Source organism: Serratia sp. JKS000199 (genome assembly GCF_900215455.1).
Classification (GTDB): domain Bacteria; phylum Pseudomonadota; class Gammaproteobacteria; order Enterobacterales; family Enterobacteriaceae; genus Serratia; species Serratia ureilytica.
Genome location: NZ_LT907843.1, coordinates 2,597,579 through 2,615,469, shown reverse-complemented (window position 1 = coordinate 2,615,469; position 17,891 = coordinate 2,597,579). Strand labels below are relative to the sequence as shown.

Here is a 17,891-nt window from a genome sequence, read left to right as displayed (position 1 = left end):
ATCATGACTGATTCAGTATCCAACGATCGTAATCCCACCCCGGATGTGGCGGAAGACAACGCGTTCTTCCCATCACCTTACTCCCTCAGCCAGTACACCTCGTCCAAAACCGACTTCACGGGCGCCAGCTACCCGAACGCCTATCGCGGCGGCAAGTGGAAGGTGCTGATGATCGCCTCGCAGGAGCGCTACCTGCTGATGCAAAACGGCAAGTTCTTCTCCACCGGCAACCATCCGGTCGAGATGCTGCTACCGATGTATCACCTGGATCTGGCCGGTTTCGAGATCGACATCGCCACGCCGTCCGGCGATCCGGTGAAGCTGGAGATGTGGGCGTTCCCGCATGAAGACCCAGCGGTCAAGGCCACCTATGAGAAGTACCGCAGCCAACTCAAGCAGCCGAAAAAGCTGACGGAAGTCGTGAAGGATCTGGATGGCGGCAACTATCTCGGCGTTTTCATTCCCGGCGGCCACGGCGTGCTCAATGATATCCCGTTCAGTGAAGAGGTGAAAAAGACGCTGCACTGGGCCCATGACAACGATCGCTACGTGATCTCGCTGTGCCACGGGCCGGCCGGTTTGCTGGCGGCGGGCATCGGCGAGAGCAAAGACGATTTCCTCTATCGCGGCTATGAGATGTGCGTGTTCCCGGATGCTCTCGATACCGGCGCCAACATCGACATCGGCTATATCCCCGGCCCGATGCCCTGGCTGGTGGGCGAACGCCTGCGTGAGCTGGGCGTGAAGATCGTCAATGCCGACATCACCGGCAAGGTGCATAAAGATCGGCGCCTGCTGACCGGCGACAGCCCGCTGGCTTCCAACAACCTCGGCAAACTGGCGGCGGAGACGCTGCTGGCCGACGTCGCCGCGCGATGAGCGATGAGATCGCGCAGCGCGCTTTCCAGACGGCGTTGGCGATGGACCACGAGCGAACCCTGTCCGCCATTCAGGGGCGGGTTCGCGCCTTCGCCGCGCCGTTCGGCTTCGATCGCTTTGTGCTGTTTTCCGCTTCCGCCACGGCGGAGGCGGGGATCGAGCATATCTATTGGGTCGAAGGCGACTGGTTCGGCGAGGGGGAGGCGGTCGATGCGCTGACCTACGTGCGGCACTGCCCGGTGACTCGCCACATGCTGCGGGCCAGCGAGCCGTTCTTCTGGACCAAGACCCGGGCGCAGCAGGGAGAGCGCTACCGGATTGTGCACACGCCGCGCGGCGCGGGCCTGCACGGCATGCAAATCCCGGTGTTCGGCCCCGCCGGCCTGGAGGGCGCCGTCAGCCTGGGAGGCGAGCGCATCGCCGCCTCGCCGCCGGTGCGGTTGGCGCTGTCGCTGGTGGGCACGGCGGCCTTTTTGGCGGCGCGGCGGCTGTTTGAACCGGCGGCCGGCAAAGAAGAAGGCCGGCTGTCGGCGCGCGAGCGTGAGGTGCTGAGCTGGACCGCCATCGGCCGACGACAGGCGGATATCGCCGCGATGCTCGGCCTGTCTGAACGCACGGTGGAAAACCACCTGCGCCGCATTCGCCGGCGCCTTGGCGCCGCCACCACCGCGCAGGCGATCAGCGTGGCGATCCGCCTGGGCGAAATTGCCCCCGAGAGCCGTTAGCCTGCCGCCATTTGCCGCAGCAGCCACTCGCGCAGCGCAATGATATCGGGGCGCTGCGCGGTCTCTTCGGTGGCCACCAGATAGTAGTTGGCGCCGGGTAACGCCATCTCGAACGGCGCGGCCAGCACGCCGCGCTGCAACAAATCGCGCGCCAGCAGCCGGCTGGCGATCACCACCCCCTGGCCGGCCACCGCCGCCTGCAGCGCATGGGTTTCGTCACTGAAGGTCAGCCCGGCTTCCACGTTCAACCCTTCCGGCCCGTAGCGCCGCCGCCAGTTCTCCCAGGTCGGCGAGTCGGCGGGCACCTGCCGATGCGCCACGTGAAACAGCGTCACCCGCTGTAAATCCTCGATGTGCGCCAGCGCCAGCGCCGGGCTGGCGACCACGATAAAGCGATCCTCATGCAGCAGGGTGCAGTGCAGATCGCTTTCCGGCGTTTCACGGTAGCGGATGGCGACGTCCACGGTGCGTTGGCTGAGATCGACCCGCTCGACGCTGGTGTGCAGGCGCAGATCGATGGCGGGAAACTCCGCCTTGAAATCCGCCAGGCGCGGCACCAGCCAGTGGGTGAGAAAATTGGAGGTGGTGGTGACGGTCAGCGCCGGCGGCTGCTGGGCGCGGGCGATTTGGGCGACGGACTGCTCCAGTGCGGCGAAGGCGCGCTGGGTGCCGGCATACAGGATCTCGCCGGTCTCGGTCAGGCTGACGCCCTGCGCGCTGCGCTCGCACACCCGGCATTCCAGCACCGATTCCAGCAGCTTGATCTGGTGGCTGACCGCCGTCGCGCTGACGCCCAACTCTTCGGCGGCATGTTTAAAGCTGCGACAGCCGGCCACAGCGTGGAAGGCGCGCAGCGCGCCCAGCGGCGGCAAACGGGGTTTTCTCATGGCTGAGTTATTCTCATCTAAGGCTGAAAACTATGAGTTTGTCTGACCGATTATACAAGAGATAGGCTACTGACATGTGAATAGGGAAATGAATTTATTTCATCATTTCCACCCTATTGGGAGTGAGCGATGAGCCTTTCTATCAACAACGGCGCCCTGGGCGCCATGGCACACACGGGAACGGCGGCGAGCGCCCTGGCGCTCAGCGTGCCGGTCGCGGCGGGCGCTTTGCTGCTGGAGGCGGAGAGCCTGCAGGGCATCGGCGCGACCCTGATGCTGCTGACGGCATTGGCGCTGGCGTTTCTCGGCGGCGCCGCACTGGCCCGCTGGCAGCCGCTGCGGAACCGGCCTGCGCTGGCGATTCTCCGCCACGGCTTTTTGCTGGCGGCGGCGGGATGGCTATTGACGCTGCTGATGCTGTTCGGCGGCCATGACTGGCCGGCTCTGCTGGCGGGGCTCGCCCTCGGCGGCCTGGGGCAGGGCGTTGCCTACCGCACGGCGGCGGAGGAGAAAGCGGCGTTCGCCGTGGCGTGCAGGCTGACGACGGTGGTGACTATCGTGGCCGTAGTGGTTGCCGTTTCGCTGGTGCAAACCTACGCCGCACCGGGCGTGAGAGGGATCTGTTTCGCGCTGGCGCTGCTGGTCGATCTGGCGTTGCTGGGGGTGTTGATGGCGCGGATTGCGGAGCGTGACAGGGAGTGAGCCGCCGCGCCGCAGGTAAACAGCCCGCCGGTAAACCCGGCGGGCTTCGCTTAGGCGGCCGCCAGCTCTTGCGGGGCAATGGTTTGCAAACCGACAAGCTGAATGGCCGGCTGCTCCAGATTGATGCCAAAGTATCCTTGATCCCAATTGTAGATATTGACGACGTGCTGATTGAGCGCGCTTTCGCCCTGCATGAATATCGACAGATCCTGCGTATGGGTTTGCGCGTTGTAATTCAGTGAGAAGCTGCTGTTTGATCCTTCGGCGCCGAAGGCCAGCAGGTGGTTGTCGATAGACAGGGAGGAGGCCTGTAAAAAGCCCAGCTCGAAGCTGTCGTCGATGTAGATATTGTGGGTCTGCTTCACGGGAATGTTCAGCAGGCTGTTGGGGAAAGGCACATCGTTGGACAGCATGCTCAGGTTCACGCCGAGATAATCCTGCGGCGCGCTCCCTCCCGGCGCAGTGGTATAACCGTGCTCGAAACGAATCTCGCTGGAGCCTTTGCCCAGGCTGACCTCCAGACCGTTGGCCGGCGTCAGCACCCGATCGTTAAAGGTGACGTTGTCCTTAAAGTCGGTCAGTTTCACCGCTTCGATGTTGTACAGCCCGTCCTTAAAGCCATACAGCCCGATGCCGTTTTTCTCGATCACTCCGCGCCCGCCGTAGCTGCCCTGGGCGTCAAACTTCAGGTTTACCCCGTGCGACAGGCTGGAATAATCGACCGTATCATGGCCGCTGCCGCCGTCGATCACCGTCCAGCCGTAGTTGCCGGCGTTGTTTTGCCAGCCGCGCGGCACGCTGATGGTGTCGTCGCCGCTGCCGGTGTTAACGGCGATATTGCCGAACGCCAGCGTGAAATCATCGTCATGCAGCGTACCGACGCGGTACAGATTCGGCGTGGACAGCACGTCGGCAATGTCGTTGAAAATCGCCGAGCCGATATCCAGCTTGCCGGGAATGAGGCTGCCGCCGCCGGTCACGCTGCTGCCGTAGGATTCGGTGTAGAAATCACGCGCCGCTTCGGCGGCGAGGCGGATGGTCTCGTGGCCAATGCCCAGGGTGGTCAAATAGGTGGGCACTTCGCCCGCCAGCAGCGTTTCAACCACGTAACTGAGGTTTTTCATTTGCATGGAGACCTGCGCCGCGGCAATCAGATCGTAAGTCCCGCCTTCCACCTTAAAGGCCGAGGTGTCGTTGGTCGCCACCCATTCGGTAAAGAACGAGGTATCGCCTAAATAAGAGAACAGCGTGGTGCCGGCCCAGGGGGAATAGTTGGGGGCGCCGGTCGAGGAGGCGTCGGTGAACACTTCGGACGCCGCCGCGCCGGCGTCGATCAGGCCGACCTCGTGAATGTCCGGCACTTTGGCGCTGGTGGGCGGGGCATCCGGCAGCGGCGCGTTGGGATCGCTGCTCAGATCGACGCCAAACAGCGTTTTGGCGAAGTTTTTGGCGATGTTGTCGGAGGCATTCTGAATGCGCGCCTCCCAGTCATCGGGCACATGCCCGGTGCGCAGCTCATACTGCAGCTTGGTTTGGTCGCGAATGTAATGGGCAAACGCCCCCTGATTCGAGTTCACGCCATAGGCGCCTTTGATCCAGGTATACACCGCGATATCCACGCCCTCAATGGGTTGGTTGGCATGGTTGGGATCGGTGAGCGCATCGACGGAGGCGGCATATACCGCTGGCCAGTCGCCGGCTTTGGCGGCCTCCCAAATCGCTTGCAGTTTTTCTCGGTCGGTAATGACGTAAGCCATATAAACACTCCTTGTTGCTGAGAGATTGCTGTGAAATTCAACATGATGAATGGAAGCGCGCGATGGAATAAAACCGAAACCCGAACAGCCAGAAACGCGCATGCCGCGATCTGCAGCGAACGATGGGCGGCAGGCGCCCATAGCGAAAGGATAGACGCAACTTGCTGAGCGAGAGAGATTGGCTTATCGATTGTTTTTTCAGGATTATTGCTGTAAATCGGCGGGTAAATCCGCGTATTGGCGTCAGGAAGGCATTTCCGTCAGCTAGGTTAGGAATCTTCTTAGGTAAAAGAGTGGGTTTCGCTGGTGGGGCCAAGCGTTGGCGTTATGGCGGTGATTGTGGCTGCCGCTTTGCGGATTTACACCGACGGCAACGCCGGGGGTGGTTTCGCTCCAACGCTGCTGGGGCGTGGAATAGGGTGGGGAGATGCTGGCGTGGGGACTCTGGCGGTCGGCTTCGTGCCATGAGAGGACATTGCTAAATCACGGTATAATAATGAATTGGGACTAGGTCGAAACATTTGGTGTTGCTATGATTACAGCAACACTGGTAGGGCATATCATTCGGGTTTTATGAACAGAACAAACTATACAGGAAATATGAAATGTTTAAATTCGAGGCTTTACTGGACCTTCCAATGCAATTTTCACACTATGACGTAAGCCTAACGTTTGAGATCATTTCCTCTCTAAATGCGCAAACTGATGCCTCTATCGCAGCTAATGTAAGCCAGTACCATACCGAAGGGCCAGAAACTGAAGAGTATGAAATCTCTGCTGAAGATAACGCTTATTATTTAGTTGAGTACTATATGGGACTGGATAGCGGATCTGTTGATTTAGATGATATGTTTACATCCTACTATCCCAGCGTTACACGCCGCTCTGTCTTTTTGACGTTATACGGCATGCTTGAGCACGATTTCGAGAAGCTATGTAATGGCTTTGCAAGGGTTCACAACGCGCCTGTTAAGTTGTCAGACCTTAAAGGTAATGGTTTTGAACGTTGTGACTTGTATGCCAGGAAGATCATTGGCATGAAGGCTTCGAGATATTACTCTTTGGTGAAGAAAGTAACTAAGTTACGTAACGCTTGTGCGCACAACGATGCGCGTTTCGTCTCAAATGATGGTAGGCCCATCCCTGAGTTGGAGGACCTGATGCATACATATTCTAAGGAATTAGTACAAGATGGTGAGCAGGTTAACTTTAAATCTGGCTCTCTCCAGGCGATGACGAACATATTAAAAAACTACTTCAACGATGTAGAAGAAGCCCTGAAGGCACATAAAACACCTGATCTATTCATTGGGTCGCGCAAATAGACCTGCGGCAAATAAAAAAACACCCGAAGGAGGCTTACTGTCATGGGGCACTCCAAACTATAGAGCAGAATTCTATACCGTGGTGGGGTCAGTCCAATTGATTCACGGCATTAATAGAAACATATATGGCGACTCAATTGCGAACTTCCGCTCCTCGCTCACAGCAGACCTTCAACCTGGTAAACTCGTCCGCTCCGTGCCAAAAGCGGACGTTATAAATTCCTTTTAGGGCAACCGAAAAAAGAGGGGTGCGACCTATACTTGATTTTTATTTTAGATTACGCTTGCATCAGTATAAATTTAACCCAAGCTTACTAATTTCTTTTCTACGCATTTCAAAAATAACATCACCACTTCTAGAAATGAATGAAGCAATGCGTCGGTCATTGTCATCTACACCTTCCCAGAAGAAAGGGACATTATTGTTCATCAGACTTTCTGCAAAGGTTAAATGTGTTAACACCAAGAAAATCCTAACAAAATTAGATGGCTCATTGAAATCCTGATTCAGCAAATGTAGTGTCAAATGTCTATTGAAGCTACCTTCATTAACACCTCCAGTTGGTTTATATATGACATTTTTAAAAAAAGATCTGGTTGAATTAATCACATCACACTGGGGGTTTAAATGTGTGAAAAAATCCACCTCAGTTTCAATGTCATAACCTTTGCCGGGATACCAGTCAAAATTTGGGAGCTGCCGTCTTCCCCATGTAATAATGAGTTTTCTAATTTCCTTTTCAAATCTGTCTGCACTTGTATTTGTGTTGTCACCATCACAAAATTTTACAAGTAAGTTCCTCAATCCACCTTCAAAGACAGGGAAGAGCGACATTATAGATATATGATCATACCCCAAATAAAAAGCTTCTATAGCTTCAAAAATAATTGTCTTGTAGTTTTTTAGTGATTCGCTCTTTATAAAATATTTGTTGAAATAAGCAATTGCAATTTCTAATGAGAAATTTTCGAATAACCATTTATTTGAATTATCAAGCGGATTTTCACTTCTTTTAATTTCATGGATTGCAGAAGAAAGAGTGCCTTCTCCAATATATAGGGGTAATGCTATACCAAGTGAATTTGCATGCGACTGAATATTCGAACATCGTCCCCAATGTCTATTTAAGTACGATATTGGCCTTTCGGTAAGCAAGAAGTTTAAATCATCAATTTTAACTGTGAAAGAAGCATAACAAAGTTCACTTTTTGAGATTACTGGTTCTACGCTATGATTTCTCCTGAATTGATTTAGAATTTCATTCTCAGAGAGCTTGTCTAATTTTGATAAGCGTTTCAAAGTTGGCAGGAATTTTTCTAAATCTGACATAATAATCCTAAAAGTTAAGAATTAATCTTTACGAAAGATATCACATGATACTTTGATTAATTATACTATTTAATGGTATTTTTATCAGCACAGAACTAAGCGTAAACGTCCGCTTTTCGCTCATAGCGGACTATCGTTCGCCTGACCAAATAAGCCTCAGTGCGATGAAACAAATACCGAGGCAGGCTGCGCGGGCGGAATGGCGAAGTGATGCTGCATACGCTTTATCTCCTCTGCCGGTGGCAGGCCAAACAGACGCTTGAATTCTCGGTTAAATTGCGATGGGCTTTCATAGCCAACGGCGTAACTCGCGGCGGCGGCGGTGATTTGTTGGCGCACCATCAGCATTCGTGCCTGGTGCAGGCGCACCGATTTCACATACTGCATCGGCGGCATCTGCGTTATCGCTTTGAAATGGCTATGAAAGGTCGGCACGCTCATGCCGGCCATCATCGCCAGCTGCGTCAGCGTTAACGGCTCCGCGTAAGCGGCATGGATGTGCTGCAACGCTTTACCGATTTTGCCAAACTGCCCCTGCAAGGCCAGCGCGGCACGCATTGCGTTGCCCTGTGCGCCTGTCAGCACGCGGAAATAAAGCTCACGCACCCGCGCCGGGCCGAGGATCGCCGCCTCAAGTGGGTTAGCCAGGACTTCAAGTAAGCGAAGTACGGCCATTTTTACCGCGCTGTCCATGGGGCTCGACATCATGCTTTGCGGCGCGACGGGAGGATGCGGGGCGCCATGCTGTTCAATCTGCAACATCAGTTCCGCGGCAAGCTGAAAATCCAGATGCATATAAATCGCCAGCAGCGGATGTGCTGCCGACGCGTCGGTTTCCATCACAAACGGCACCGGCACCGAAACCGCCAGGTAGTGCTGCTCATCATATAAATAGGTCTGTTGACCGAAATAGCCGCGTTTGCTGCCCTGGCAGACGATCACGATCCCCGGATCGTAAAGCACCGGCGTTCTGGCAAGCGGGCGATCGGAACGCAAAATTCGCACATCAGGTAGGGCAGTGAGGTTGTATCCCTCTTGCACCGCAAGTCTATTCATCAGGGCAATCATGTCGGACATCCCACCACCTCATAAAATCAGGCAAGAAAAAGAGAAAATACGGCCTAAAAATACGGCAGGGAAGAGAATACCATGCAACCTTCATGGTTCATGGGAGTTCTTTTTATGGCATCTGCAAAAACGATTTTAATTACCGGCGTCAGCAGTGGCTTTGGTCAGGCGCTGGCGCGGGAAGCCCTCGCCGTAGGGCATCGGGTTGTAGGGACGGTGCGCAACAGCGAAGCACTGCAGGCTTTCGCCGCGCTCGATACGCAGCGGGCTTTTGGCTATCTGCTTGATGTCACGGACGATGAACGTATTGATGAGGTGGTTGGAGAGATAGAGTCCGCCGTCGGTCCGATAGATGTGCTGGTGAACAATGCCGGTTACGGCCATGAAGGCATTCTGGAAGAATCCCCGCTTGCAGAGCTGCGCCGCCAGTTTGACGTCAATGTGTTTGGTGCGGTGGCAATGATCAAAGCCGTGCTACCGGGCATGCGCCAGCGCTGTCGGGGCCACATTATCAATATCACCTCAATGGGCAGTTTCATTACCTTGCCCGGTATCAGCTATTACTGCGGCAGCAAATTTGCACTGGAAGGAATATCAGAAACCTTAAGTAAAGAGCTTGCCCCGTTCAACCTACACGTGACCGCCGTGGCGCCTGGCTCGTTTCGGACGGACTGGGCCGGGCGTTCAATGGTGCGCAGCCCTCGTCGTCTTCCGGACTATGACGCGTTATTTGAACCTGTTCGTCAGGCGCGCCAGGAAAAAAGCGGCAAGCAACTCGGCGATCCGGTTAAGGCGGCTCACGCCATGCTGGCATTGATCGAGAGCGGGAACCCGCCTACGCATCTGTTGTTAGGCAGTGACGCATTAAGTTTGGTGCGGCAAAAGCTCGAGGCGTTAGGTCAGGAAATTGAACAATGGGAGAAACTCACCCGTTCAACGGATGGCTGAACGGTGTCGGGTAGCGAGAGCGTAGGGGATCGCCGATTATGATCCGCCCAACAGCAAAAAGCCCGCTCAGGTTTCCCTGAGCGGGCTTCTCTAAATATGGCTCCTCTGACTGGACTCGAACCAGTGACATACGGATTAACAGTCCGCCGTTCTACCGACTGAACTACAGAGGAATCGTGTGAACGGGGCGAATAATAGCGAGGCGCCGTCGGCATGTCAAAGGCGGATTACACATTCTGTGACTGTTTGCTTACAGAATGCGCAACCCGTTGAGTTTTTTGGCAGATTTAGCCCTCTGGCGCTCGCTGCAGGCGCAGCTGATAGCGGTAAACGCCGGCGGTGAGCAGGTAATCCCGGTGCACGCTCGGGCTCCAGGAATCGTCGCCGCCCACCCCCATGTGGAAGCCGTCCAGATGCAGCCAGGTGCCTGCTTCCGGCTGCAGCAGGTGCTGGTGGCTGCAGGCCATCAGCTGTTGCAGGCCGTAGCGGCTGAGCGAGAAGTGGAAGCGGCCGTCGATGCGCCAGCCGCCGTAGCGCAGGCTGCGGGTGTCGCAGCGCAGGCCGTTCTCGCCGGGGAAAATATACGGCGTGTGCAGATCCGCCAGCGGCAGGCGCCAGCGCCCGTGCTGCGCGGCCAGGCGGCGATCCGGATAGTTCTCGTGCGGGCCCAGACCCAGCCATTCCGCCTGCGGCTGCACCGTCGCCAGTTGGCAGTGCAGGCCGATGCGCGCCGGCGGCGGCAGGGCGTCGGCCACCTCGACCTCCACATTCACGCTCACCGCGCCCAGCGCGTCGAACAGCCACTGCTTGCGGCTAATCAGCAAAATCTGCCCGTCCACGCCGAACTGGTGCTCGCTCACCACCCGCACTTCGTTTTGCAGCGCATCGGCCTGCAACTGCGTGCAGCGCTCTTCCAGCCGGTACAGGCCCGCCAGCTTCCAGCGTTCGACCCAGGCGTTGGGATCGATATGGTCCGCTTCGCTGACGCCGATGTCGTTATCGATCGGCGCGCGCGCAAAACCGTCGCGCAGCGGCGTCAGCAGCTGTGGCTGCTCGTTCTGCCACCACTGCGTCAGGTGGCCGCTGCTGCGCTCGAAGCGCCAGCGCTGGTCGCCGTGGGTGAGGGTCAGCCCCTGATCGTCTTCAATCAGCGTGGGCGGCACGCCCTGCGGCGGCGGCGGGGCGGGATGCAGCGCGCGCGGCACCCGCCACTGATCCCAGGCGCAGCGGTGGTGCGCTTCGGACCAGTCGGTGGCCTGCGGCTGCACCACCTCCACGTTCAGCCACAGCTCGCCGGGCTGGTGCAGCATCGGCAGGCGATCGAGCAGGGTGAAGCGAGCGCTGCCCTGCGGCGGCAGCGCCAGATCGAAGCTGCCGCTGGCGCGCTCCACGCCGTCCAGCTCCAGCCGCCAGTTGAGCTGCTCGTTGTCGGTGTGGCGGAACAGGTAATCGCTGGTGACGGTCAGCGTCAGCGAGGCGGCGTCGAAGGCGAAGCGGAACAGCTGCTGCGCCCGCTGCGCTTCGAACAGCGCCGGGTGCGGGGTGCGATCCGCGAACACCAGCCCGTTCAGGCAGAACTGGCGATCGTTGGGGGTATCGCCGAAGTCGCCGCCGTAGGCCCAGTACTCTTCGCCCTGGGCGTCGCGCCTGATCAGCGCCTGATCGACCCAGTCCCAGACAAAGCCGCCCTGCAGGCGCGGATAGTGGTGGAACGCGCGCCAGTAACGCTCAAAGCCGCCGAAGCTGTTGCCCATCGCATGGGCGTATTCGCACAGGATCAGCGGCCGCTGTTCCTCCGGCAGGCCGATCCACTTGCCGAGCGCCCATTTGGGCACCGCCGGGAACGGCTGATCCTGATCCACTCTGGCATACATCGGGCAGATGATGTCGGTAGCGGCGGTGTCGGCGCCGCCGCCTTCATATTGCACCGGGCGGGTCGGATCCTGGCTTTTCACCCAGCGGTACAGCGCATCGTGGTTCACGCCGTGGCCGGACTCGTTGCCCAGCGACCAGATAATGATGCAGGGGTGGTTGCGATCGCGCTGCACCATGCGGGTGACGCGCTCGCTCATCGCCGGCAGCCACAGCGGATCGTCAGCCAGGCGGTTCATCGGCTGCATGCCGTGGGTCTCGATATTGGCTTCGTCCACCACGTACAGCCCATAGCGGTCGCACAGCCGGTACCACAGCGGATGGTTGGGGTAATGGGAACAGCGCACCGCGTTGAAGTTGTGCTGTTTCATCAGCAGGATGTCGTGGCGCATCGTCGCCTCGTCCATCACCTGGCCGTGGCGCGGATGATGCTCGTGGCGGTTAACGCCGCGGATCAGCAGCGGCTGCCCGTTGAGCTTCAGCAACCCGCCGCTGATTTCTACCTGGCGGAAGCCGACGTCATAGGCCTCCACCTCGATAATCTCCCCCTCAGGTGAGAGCAGGGCGACGGTAGCGCGATACAGCGCGGGCGTTTCGGCGCTCCACAGCGCCGGGCGTTCCACCGGCAGGCGCAGGGTGACGCGATCGTCATAGGCGCCGCGCTCGTCCACGATCTCGCTGCCGAGCGGCTGGGTGCGTTCGGCCACCCGCGCGCCATCGCGCCACAGCTGAACCTGCACCTGCAGCGGGCCGGGCCGGCTGGCGCGCGCTGTCACCACCAGTTCGCCGCGGGTAAAGCGGTCATGCAGCGGCGTGGTGATGCGCACATCGCTCAGGTGCGCGGCGGGTTTGTGCAGCAGGCTGACGTCGCGGAAGATGCCGCTCATGCGCCACATGTCCTGATCTTCCAGATAGCTGCCGTCGCACCAGCGCAGCACCATCACCGCCAGCCGGTTTTCACCCGGCCGCAGCCACGGGCTGAGATCGAACTCAGCCGGCAGGCGGCTATCCTGCGAATAGCCGACCCAGTGGCCGTTGCACCATAAATAGAACGCCGAGTTGACGCCGTCGAAGATGACGCGCGTCTGGCCGGCGGCCAGCCAGGCCGGATCGACGCTGAAGGCGCGCGAGTAGCAGCCGGTCGGGTTGTCTTCCGGCACGCGCGGCGGATCGACCGGGAACGGGTAGCGCACGTTGGTGTAGATCGGCGCGTCGTAGCCGGCGAGCTGCCAGTTGCCCGGCACCGCCAGCGGGGCGGCGTCCGGCAGATCCTGCTGCAGCCAGCTCTCCGGTGCCGCCTCTGGGCGCGGGAAATAGTTGAAGCGCCACTCGCCGTTCAGCGATCGGCGGCTGGCGCTGGGGGCGTCGTCGCGCGCGTCTTCCACCGTGCGCCAGCTGGCGAACGGCGGGTGGGCCTCCAGCCGGCGGTAGTGGGTGCAGGCCGGGTTTTGCCAGTCACGGCGGGCGAGGATCTCGGTCAGGGAAGCTAGGGGCGCAGCAGGCATCGGCGATCGTCCAGTCGGCTAGGTGATGCTCACCAAGATGCTGACCGGCGCATAAAAAGTAAAGCGGTTACACGCAACCTTGCAAGGGCGATCAAATAACCGTTAATGCGGCTCGCCGGCGCGATAGATCCGCTGTGGGCGGCCTACCTTGCCGTAAATGATCTCGGCGCGCAGCTGCTGCGCGGCGGTGCAAAACTCCAGATAACGGCGAGCGGTGGTGCGGCTGAGCCCCATTTTTTGCGCAACGCTTTCAGCGGTGTGCCGCGCGGCGGGTTCGGCGAACAGCGCGCGGACCTTGCCCAGCGTCAGCTCGTCGATGCCGGCGGGCAGCGCCGCCTGCTGCTCGCCGCGGGCGTAGGTATTGAACATCTCGTCGATGCGGCGCTGGTTGAGGCGCGCTTTGTCCTTCAACGCTTCGCGGCGCTGGCTGAAGCGCAGCAGCGTCTGGCTCAGCCGGTCATAGGCCAGCGGTTTGATCAGGTAGTCGAACACGCCGTAGCGCAACGCCTCGGCCACGGTGGCCATGTCGCTGGCGGCGGTGATGAACACGATGCCGCCGCGATACCCGCTCAGCGTCAGTTCGCGCAGCAGGGTGATGCCCTGGCCGTCCGGCAGAAAGTTGTCCAGCAGGATCAGATCCGGCTTGAAGCGGTCGGTCATGGCGCGCGCCTGCGCCAGCGTGCCGGCCAGCCAAATCTGGCGGCAGCCGCCGTTCTGGCGGATAAACTCCGCGTGCATCTCCGCCAGCGGCGTTTCGTCTTCAACGATCAGGATGTTCAGCCATTCCATAGTGCGACCCGTAATTGCAATAAAAATGCTAAGTGAATGTAAGTGAATTGCGGCGCCAAATAAAGATTATCTCAATAATAAACACCATAAGATTAATTAAGCAAATAAAGAACATTAAATAACTTATTAACCGGGATCGGTTTGTGAAATAGGTCAATAATCCGCGTTTTTTTTCTGCTTACCATGGGTTTACCGAACGAGAGGATGATTTTATCTTCATGGTTTTTAAGGTTTTAATTGCCATTTCTGATGTTAATTAAAATGCCTTTTTGTATTTCATTTGTTGTTTGCCAGTTAACCCAGAGAGCGTGTTATGTTAGGCGATGCCGTATTTAATCGGGTAAAGCGATCGGATCATAAAGCGATTTCGGAAATAAGCGCCTTCTTGCGCAGTAACGATCTGAATATCGATACCACGGTTGAAATATTTATTACCGTTACCCAGCACGACAAATTGGTCGCCTGCGGCGGCATCGCCGACAATATTATCAAATGCGTCGCCATCAGCCCGCTGATGCGCGGCGAAGGGTTGGCGCTGGCGCTGGCGACCGAGCTGGTGAACCTGGCCTACGAGCGCCACCACACCCAGCTGTTTATCTACACCAAGGTGCAGAACGAGCCGCTGTTCCGCCAGTGCGGTTTCTACCCGATCGCCACCGTGCCGGGCATCGTGGTGCTGATGGAAAACAGCCCGTGCCGCCTGAAGCGCTACGCCGCCCAGCTGGCGAGCCAGCGCCGGCCGGGCGACACCATCGGCAGCATCGTGATGAACGCCAACCCCTTCACCCGCGGGCACCAGTATCTGGTGCGTCAGGCGGCCAAACGCTGCGACTGGCTGCACCTGTTTCTGGTGAAAGAAAACACCTCGCGCTTCAGCTATGAAGACCGGCGCCGGCTGGTGCTGGCCGGCACCGCCGATATCCCCAACCTCACGGTACACGAAGGCTCGCAGTACGTGATCTCGCGCGCCACTTTCCCCTGTTACTTCATCAAGGACCAGGGCGTGGCCGACGACTGTTACACCGAAATCGATCTGAAGATCTTCCGCCAGTATCTGGCGCCCGCGCTGGGCATTACCCACCGTTTCGTCGGCAACGAGCCGTTCTGCGCGGTGACCGCGAAATACAACCGCGACATGCGCTACTGGCTGGAAACGCCGGCGCTGCCCAGCCCGCCGATCGCGCTGGTGGAAATCGAGCGTTTGCAATATCAGGGCACGGCGATCTCCGCCTCCTGGGTGCGCAAGCTGCTGGCGGCGGGGGACTTCCACGCCGCCGCGCCGCTGGTGCCGCCGGACACCCTGTACTACCTGCAGGATCTGCAAACGCAGCGCCGGGCCAAGGCGGCCCCGCATCCTTTTGAGTCCGCACAATCAGGTGAATGATGAAAATTATCCGAGAAGCAATGGCCGGCACGCTGGAATCCAGCGATGTCATGGTGCGCATCGCGCCCGCCGAGGGGCCGCAGCACGATCTGTTGATCGCCAGCAGCGTGGAAAAACAGTTCGGCACGGCGATCCGCCGCACCCTGCTGGAGGTGCTGCAGCGTTATGAGGTGGAGCCGGTGCAGGTGATCGTCGACGACAAAGGGGCGCTGGACTGCGTGCTGCGCGCCCGGCTGGAAACCGCGCTGATGCGCGCCTGCGAGAGCGGCCAACTGCCGTGGGAGGCGAAAGATGAAAACGCTGAATAAAACCCGGCTGCGCCGCAGCATGCTGTTCGTTCCCGGCGCTAACGCGGCGATGGTCAGCAACGCCTTTATCTATCAGGCCGATGCGCTGATGTTCGATCTGGAAGACTCGGTGATCCTGCGTGAAAAAGACGCGGCGCGCCGGCTGGTGTACCACGCGCTGCAGCATCCGCTGTACCAGGAGGTGGAAACCATCGTGCGCGTCAATGCGCTCGATTCCGCCTACGGCCTGGCGGACTTGCAGGCGGTGGTGCGCGGCGGCGCGGACATCGTGCGCCTGCCGAAGACCGACAGCGCGCAGGACGTTGTCGACATGGAGCGCGAGATCGCCGCCATCGAGGCGGTCTGCGGCCGGCCGGTCGGCAGCACCGGGCTGCTGGCGGCGATCGAATCGGCGCAGGGCATCACCAACGCGGTGGCGATCGCGCACGCTTCGCCGCGTCTTATCGGCATCGCGCTGGGGGCGGAAGACTATGTGCGCAACCTGCGCACCGAACGCTCGCCGGAGGGCATTGAGCTGCTGTTCGCCCGCTGCTCGCTGCTGCAGGCGGCGCGCGCCGCCGGCATTCAGGCGTTCGACACCGTCTACTCCGACGCCAACAACGAGACCGGCTTCCTGCAGGAAGCGGCGCTGATCAAACAGCTCGGCTTCGACGGCAAATCGCTGATCAACCCGCGCCAGATTGAGCTGCTGCACAACCTGTACGCGCCGACCGCCAAAGAGGTGGCGCACGCGCAGCGGGTGGTGGACGCCGCCGAAGCGGCGGAGCGGGAAGGGCGCGGCGTGGTGTCGCTCAACGGAAAAATGGTCGACAGCCCGGTGATTGAACGCGCCCGGCTGGTGCTGGAGCGCGCCGCGCTGTCCGGCTTACGGGAAGAACCGGCGCAGCACGGGGAGGAAGCATGATGAACCGCCAACAACGATTGATGACCTTCGCCAACCCGGCGGATCTGCCGGGCTATCAGGACGTGTCCAAGGCCAACCTGCAGGCGCGTAAACCGCGCGATCTCAAGCTGTGCGACTCCTTGCAGGAAGCGGTGCGCCGCAGCGGGCTGCAGGACGGCATGACCATCTCCTTCCACCATGCGTTTCGCGGCGGCGATCTGGCGCTCAATCAGGTGATGGAGACGCTGGCGGCGATGGGATTCCGCAACCTGACGCTGGCCTCCAGCTCGCTGACCGACTGCCATGCGCCGTTGGTTGAGCATATCCGCCACGGCGTGGTGAGCCGCATTTACACCTCCGGGCTGCGCGGCCCGCTGGCGGACGCCGTATCGCGCGGGCTGCTGGCGGAGCCGGTGCAAATTCACTCGCACGGCGGCCGGGTCAATCTGATCGAATCCGGCGAGCTGAAGATAGACGTGGCCTTCCTCGGCGTGCCGGCCTGCGATGAGTTCGGCAACGCCAACGGCTACAGCGGTGAAGCCTGCTGCGGCTCGCTCGGCTATGCGCGGGTGGACGCCGAGGCGGCGGGCACCGTGGTGTTGCTGACCGAGCAGCTGGTGCCGTATCCGCATCATCCCGCCAGCCTGGCGCAGGATCGGGTGGATCTGATCGTGCAGTTGGAGCGGGTGGGCGACGCCGACAAGATCGGCGCCGACGCCACGCGCATGACCTCGAACCCGCGCGAGCTGTTGATCGCCCGCCGCGCCGCCGAGGTGATCGCCGGTTCCGGCTACTTCACCGAAGGGTTCTCGCTGCAAACCGGCACCGGCGGCGCCTCGCTGGCGGTGACCCGGTTCCTGGAGGACAAGATGCGCGCCCGCGGCATTCGCGCCGCGTTCGCCCTCGGCGGCATCACCTCGACCATGGTGGATCTGCACGAGAAAGGGTTGATCGGCAAGCTGCTGGACGTGCAGAGCTTCGATCGGGCGGCGGCGACCTCGCTGGCGCGCAACCCGCGCCATATCGAAATCAGCGCCAATCAGTATGCCAACTTCAGCTCCAAGGGCGCGTCGGTCGATCGGCTCGACGTGGTGGTGCTGAGCGCGCTGGAAATCGACACCGGCTTCAACGTTAACGTGCTGACCGGCTCCGACGGCGTGCTGCGCGGCGCGTCCGGCGGCCACTGCGACACCGCCGCCGCCGCGCGGCTGGCGATCATCGTCGCGCCGTTGGTGCGCGGGCGCATCCCGACGCTGGTGGAACAGGTGACCACCTGCGTCACGCCGGGCTCCAGCATCGACATTCTGGTGACCGACCACGGCATCGCCGTCAACCCGGCGCGGCCGGAGCTGGCGCAGCGCCTGCGGGAGGCCGGGCTTGAGGTGGTGAGCATCGACTGGCTGCGCGCCCGCGCGCTGCAGCTGACCGGCGAACCGCAGCCGATCGCCTTTACCGACAAGGTGGTGGCGGTGGTGCGCTACCGCGACGGCTCGGTGATCGACGTGGTGCATCAGGTGGCGGAGTAACCG

The 17,891-nt window shown here is 59.7% G+C and carries 15 protein-coding genes and 1 tRNA gene; 9 read left to right on the top strand and 7 right to left on the bottom strand.

Translation table 11 applies throughout. The annotated features are described in order from the left end of the window. Positions 1 to 3 precede the first annotated feature (3 nt). Both hchA and CPH57_RS12520 read left to right on the top strand, forming a co-directional pair. Positions 4 to 879, top strand: a complete 876-nt coding sequence (gene hchA, locus CPH57_RS12525) for a glyoxalase III HchA (RefSeq protein ID WP_033643728.1) — start codon at positions 4 to 6, stop codon at positions 877 to 879. Continuing rightward, positions 876 to 1,604 (top strand): PA1136 family autoinducer-binding transcriptional regulator, encoded by a 729-nt coding sequence (locus CPH57_RS12520; RefSeq protein WP_033643727.1) that lies wholly within the window; start codon positions 876 to 878, stop codon positions 1,602 to 1,604. The genes hchA and CPH57_RS12520 overlap by 4 nt, the downstream gene beginning before the upstream one ends. Here the strand turns inward: CPH57_RS12520 and CPH57_RS12515 are convergent. After that, the gene (locus CPH57_RS12515; protein WP_089194943.1) at positions 1,601 to 2,491 is read right to left on the bottom strand and encodes a LysR substrate-binding domain-containing protein; all 891 of its coding nucleotides are present in this window, start codon (positions 2,489 to 2,491) and stop codon (positions 1,601 to 1,603) included. The genes CPH57_RS12520 and CPH57_RS12515 overlap by 4 nt on opposite strands. Before the next feature lie 129 nt (positions 2,492 to 2,620). Between CPH57_RS12515 and CPH57_RS12510 the strand changes: the two genes are divergently transcribed. Beyond that, on the top strand, positions 2,621 to 3,193 hold the full coding sequence (locus CPH57_RS12510; protein WP_096242403.1) for a hypothetical protein: 573 nt from the start codon (positions 2,621 to 2,623) through the stop codon (positions 3,191 to 3,193). Positions 3,194 to 3,243: 50 nt separating this feature from the next. Here the strand turns inward: CPH57_RS12510 and CPH57_RS12505 are convergent, their stop codons facing one another. Further along, positions 3,244 to 4,950, bottom strand: a complete 1,707-nt coding sequence (locus CPH57_RS12505; RefSeq protein WP_089194941.1) for a hemolysin — start codon at positions 4,948 to 4,950, stop codon at positions 3,244 to 3,246. 605 nt (positions 4,951 to 5,555) lie between these two features. Here CPH57_RS12505 and CPH57_RS12500 point away from each other — a divergent pair. Further along, complete coding sequence (locus CPH57_RS12500) at positions 5,556 to 6,275, top strand: hypothetical protein (protein WP_096242402.1); 720 nt, start codon at positions 5,556 to 5,558, stop codon at positions 6,273 to 6,275. A gap of 289 nt (positions 6,276 to 6,564) precedes the next feature. Here the strand turns inward: CPH57_RS12500 and CPH57_RS12495 are convergent, their stop codons facing one another. Both CPH57_RS12495 and CPH57_RS12490 read right to left on the bottom strand, forming a co-directional pair. Next, positions 6,565 to 7,605 (bottom strand): hypothetical protein, encoded by a 1,041-nt coding sequence (locus CPH57_RS12495; protein WP_096242401.1) that lies wholly within the window; start codon positions 7,603 to 7,605, stop codon positions 6,565 to 6,567. Between the two features lie 156 nt (positions 7,606 to 7,761). Further along, positions 7,762 to 8,682: an AraC family transcriptional regulator gene (locus CPH57_RS12490; protein WP_033643719.1), complete on the bottom strand. Its 921-nt coding sequence runs from the start codon at positions 8,680 to 8,682 to the stop codon at positions 7,762 to 7,764. A 105-nt stretch (positions 8,683 to 8,787) separates the two neighbouring features. Here CPH57_RS12490 and CPH57_RS12485 point away from each other — a divergent pair, with 105 nt between their 5' ends. Then, positions 8,788 to 9,621: an oxidoreductase gene (locus CPH57_RS12485; RefSeq protein WP_096242841.1), complete on the top strand. Its 834-nt coding sequence runs from the start codon at positions 8,788 to 8,790 to the stop codon at positions 9,619 to 9,621. 97 nt (positions 9,622 to 9,718) lie between these two features. Here CPH57_RS12485 and CPH57_RS12480 read toward each other — a convergent pair. The 3 genes from CPH57_RS12480 to dpiA form a co-directional block, all read right to left on the bottom strand. Continuing rightward, a tRNA-Asn gene (locus tag CPH57_RS12480) sits at positions 9,719 to 9,794 on the bottom strand. 114 nt (positions 9,795 to 9,908) lie between these two features. Beyond that, on the bottom strand, positions 9,909 to 12,998 hold the full coding sequence (locus CPH57_RS12475; protein WP_096242400.1) for a beta-galactosidase: 3,090 nt from the start codon (positions 12,996 to 12,998) through the stop codon (positions 9,909 to 9,911). Positions 12,999 to 13,100: 102 nt separating this feature from the next. Continuing rightward, positions 13,101 to 13,787 (bottom strand): two-component response regulator DpiA, encoded by a 687-nt coding sequence (gene dpiA, locus CPH57_RS12470; RefSeq protein ID WP_033643717.1) that lies wholly within the window; start codon positions 13,785 to 13,787, stop codon positions 13,101 to 13,103. A gap of 313 nt (positions 13,788 to 14,100) precedes the next feature. Here dpiA and citC point away from each other — a divergent pair, with 313 nt between their 5' ends. The 4 genes from citC to citF are packed head-to-tail and all read left to right on the top strand — an operon-like array spanning position 14,101 to position 17,888. Further along, entirely contained in the window at positions 14,101 to 15,171 is a 1,071-nt protein-coding gene (gene citC, locus CPH57_RS12465; RefSeq protein WP_004940809.1) for a [citrate (pro-3S)-lyase] ligase, read from the top strand. Next, entirely contained in the window at positions 15,171 to 15,479 is a 309-nt protein-coding gene (citD, locus tag CPH57_RS12460) for a citrate lyase acyl carrier protein (protein ID WP_016927084.1), read from the top strand. Before citC ends, citD begins: the two co-directional genes overlap by 1 nt. Continuing rightward, positions 15,463 to 16,383: a citrate (pro-3S)-lyase subunit beta gene (gene citE, locus CPH57_RS12455; protein ID WP_096242399.1), complete on the top strand. Its 921-nt coding sequence runs from the start codon at positions 15,463 to 15,465 to the stop codon at positions 16,381 to 16,383. Before citD ends, citE begins: the two co-directional genes overlap by 17 nt. After that, positions 16,383 to 17,888: a citrate lyase subunit alpha gene (citF, locus tag CPH57_RS12450; RefSeq protein ID WP_028130661.1), complete on the top strand. Its 1,506-nt coding sequence runs from the start codon at positions 16,383 to 16,385 to the stop codon at positions 17,886 to 17,888. The genes citE and citF overlap by 1 nt, the downstream gene beginning before the upstream one ends. The last annotated feature ends 3 nt before the right edge of the window (positions 17,889 to 17,891 follow it).

Coding starts and splice junctions, on each gene's coding strand:
- hchA (WP_033643728.1), top strand. CDS start 4: ATGACTGATTCAGTATCCAACGATCGTAATCCCACCCCGGATGTGGCG.
- CPH57_RS12520 (WP_033643727.1), top strand. CDS start 876: ATGAGCGATGAGATCGCGCAGCGCGCTTTCCAGACGGCGTTGGCGATG.
- CPH57_RS12515 (WP_089194943.1), bottom strand. CDS start 2,491: ATGAGAAAACCCCGTTTGCCGCCGCTGGGCGCGCTGCGCGCCTTCCAC.
- CPH57_RS12510 (WP_096242403.1), top strand. CDS start 2,621: ATGAGCCTTTCTATCAACAACGGCGCCCTGGGCGCCATGGCACACACG.
- CPH57_RS12505 (WP_089194941.1), bottom strand. CDS start 4,950: ATGGCTTACGTCATTACCGACCGAGAAAAACTGCAAGCGATTTGGGAG.
- CPH57_RS12500 (WP_096242402.1), top strand. CDS start 5,556: ATGTTTAAATTCGAGGCTTTACTGGACCTTCCAATGCAATTTTCACAC.
- CPH57_RS12495 (WP_096242401.1), bottom strand. CDS start 7,605: ATGTCAGATTTAGAAAAATTCCTGCCAACTTTGAAACGCTTATCAAAA.
- CPH57_RS12490 (WP_033643719.1), bottom strand. CDS start 8,682: ATGTCCGACATGATTGCCCTGATGAATAGACTTGCGGTGCAAGAGGGA.
- CPH57_RS12485 (WP_096242841.1), top strand. CDS start 8,788: ATGGCATCTGCAAAAACGATTTTAATTACCGGCGTCAGCAGTGGCTTT.
- CPH57_RS12475 (WP_096242400.1), bottom strand. CDS start 12,998: ATGCCTGCTGCGCCCCTAGCTTCCCTGACCGAGATCCTCGCCCGCCGT.
- dpiA (WP_033643717.1), bottom strand. CDS start 13,787: ATGGAATGGCTGAACATCCTGATCGTTGAAGACGAAACGCCGCTGGCG.
- citC (WP_004940809.1), top strand. CDS start 14,101: ATGTTAGGCGATGCCGTATTTAATCGGGTAAAGCGATCGGATCATAAA.
- citD (WP_016927084.1), top strand. CDS start 15,171: ATGAAAATTATCCGAGAAGCAATGGCCGGCACGCTGGAATCCAGCGAT.
- citE (WP_096242399.1), top strand. CDS start 15,463: ATGAAAACGCTGAATAAAACCCGGCTGCGCCGCAGCATGCTGTTCGTT.
- citF (WP_028130661.1), top strand. CDS start 16,383: ATGAACCGCCAACAACGATTGATGACCTTCGCCAACCCGGCGGATCTG.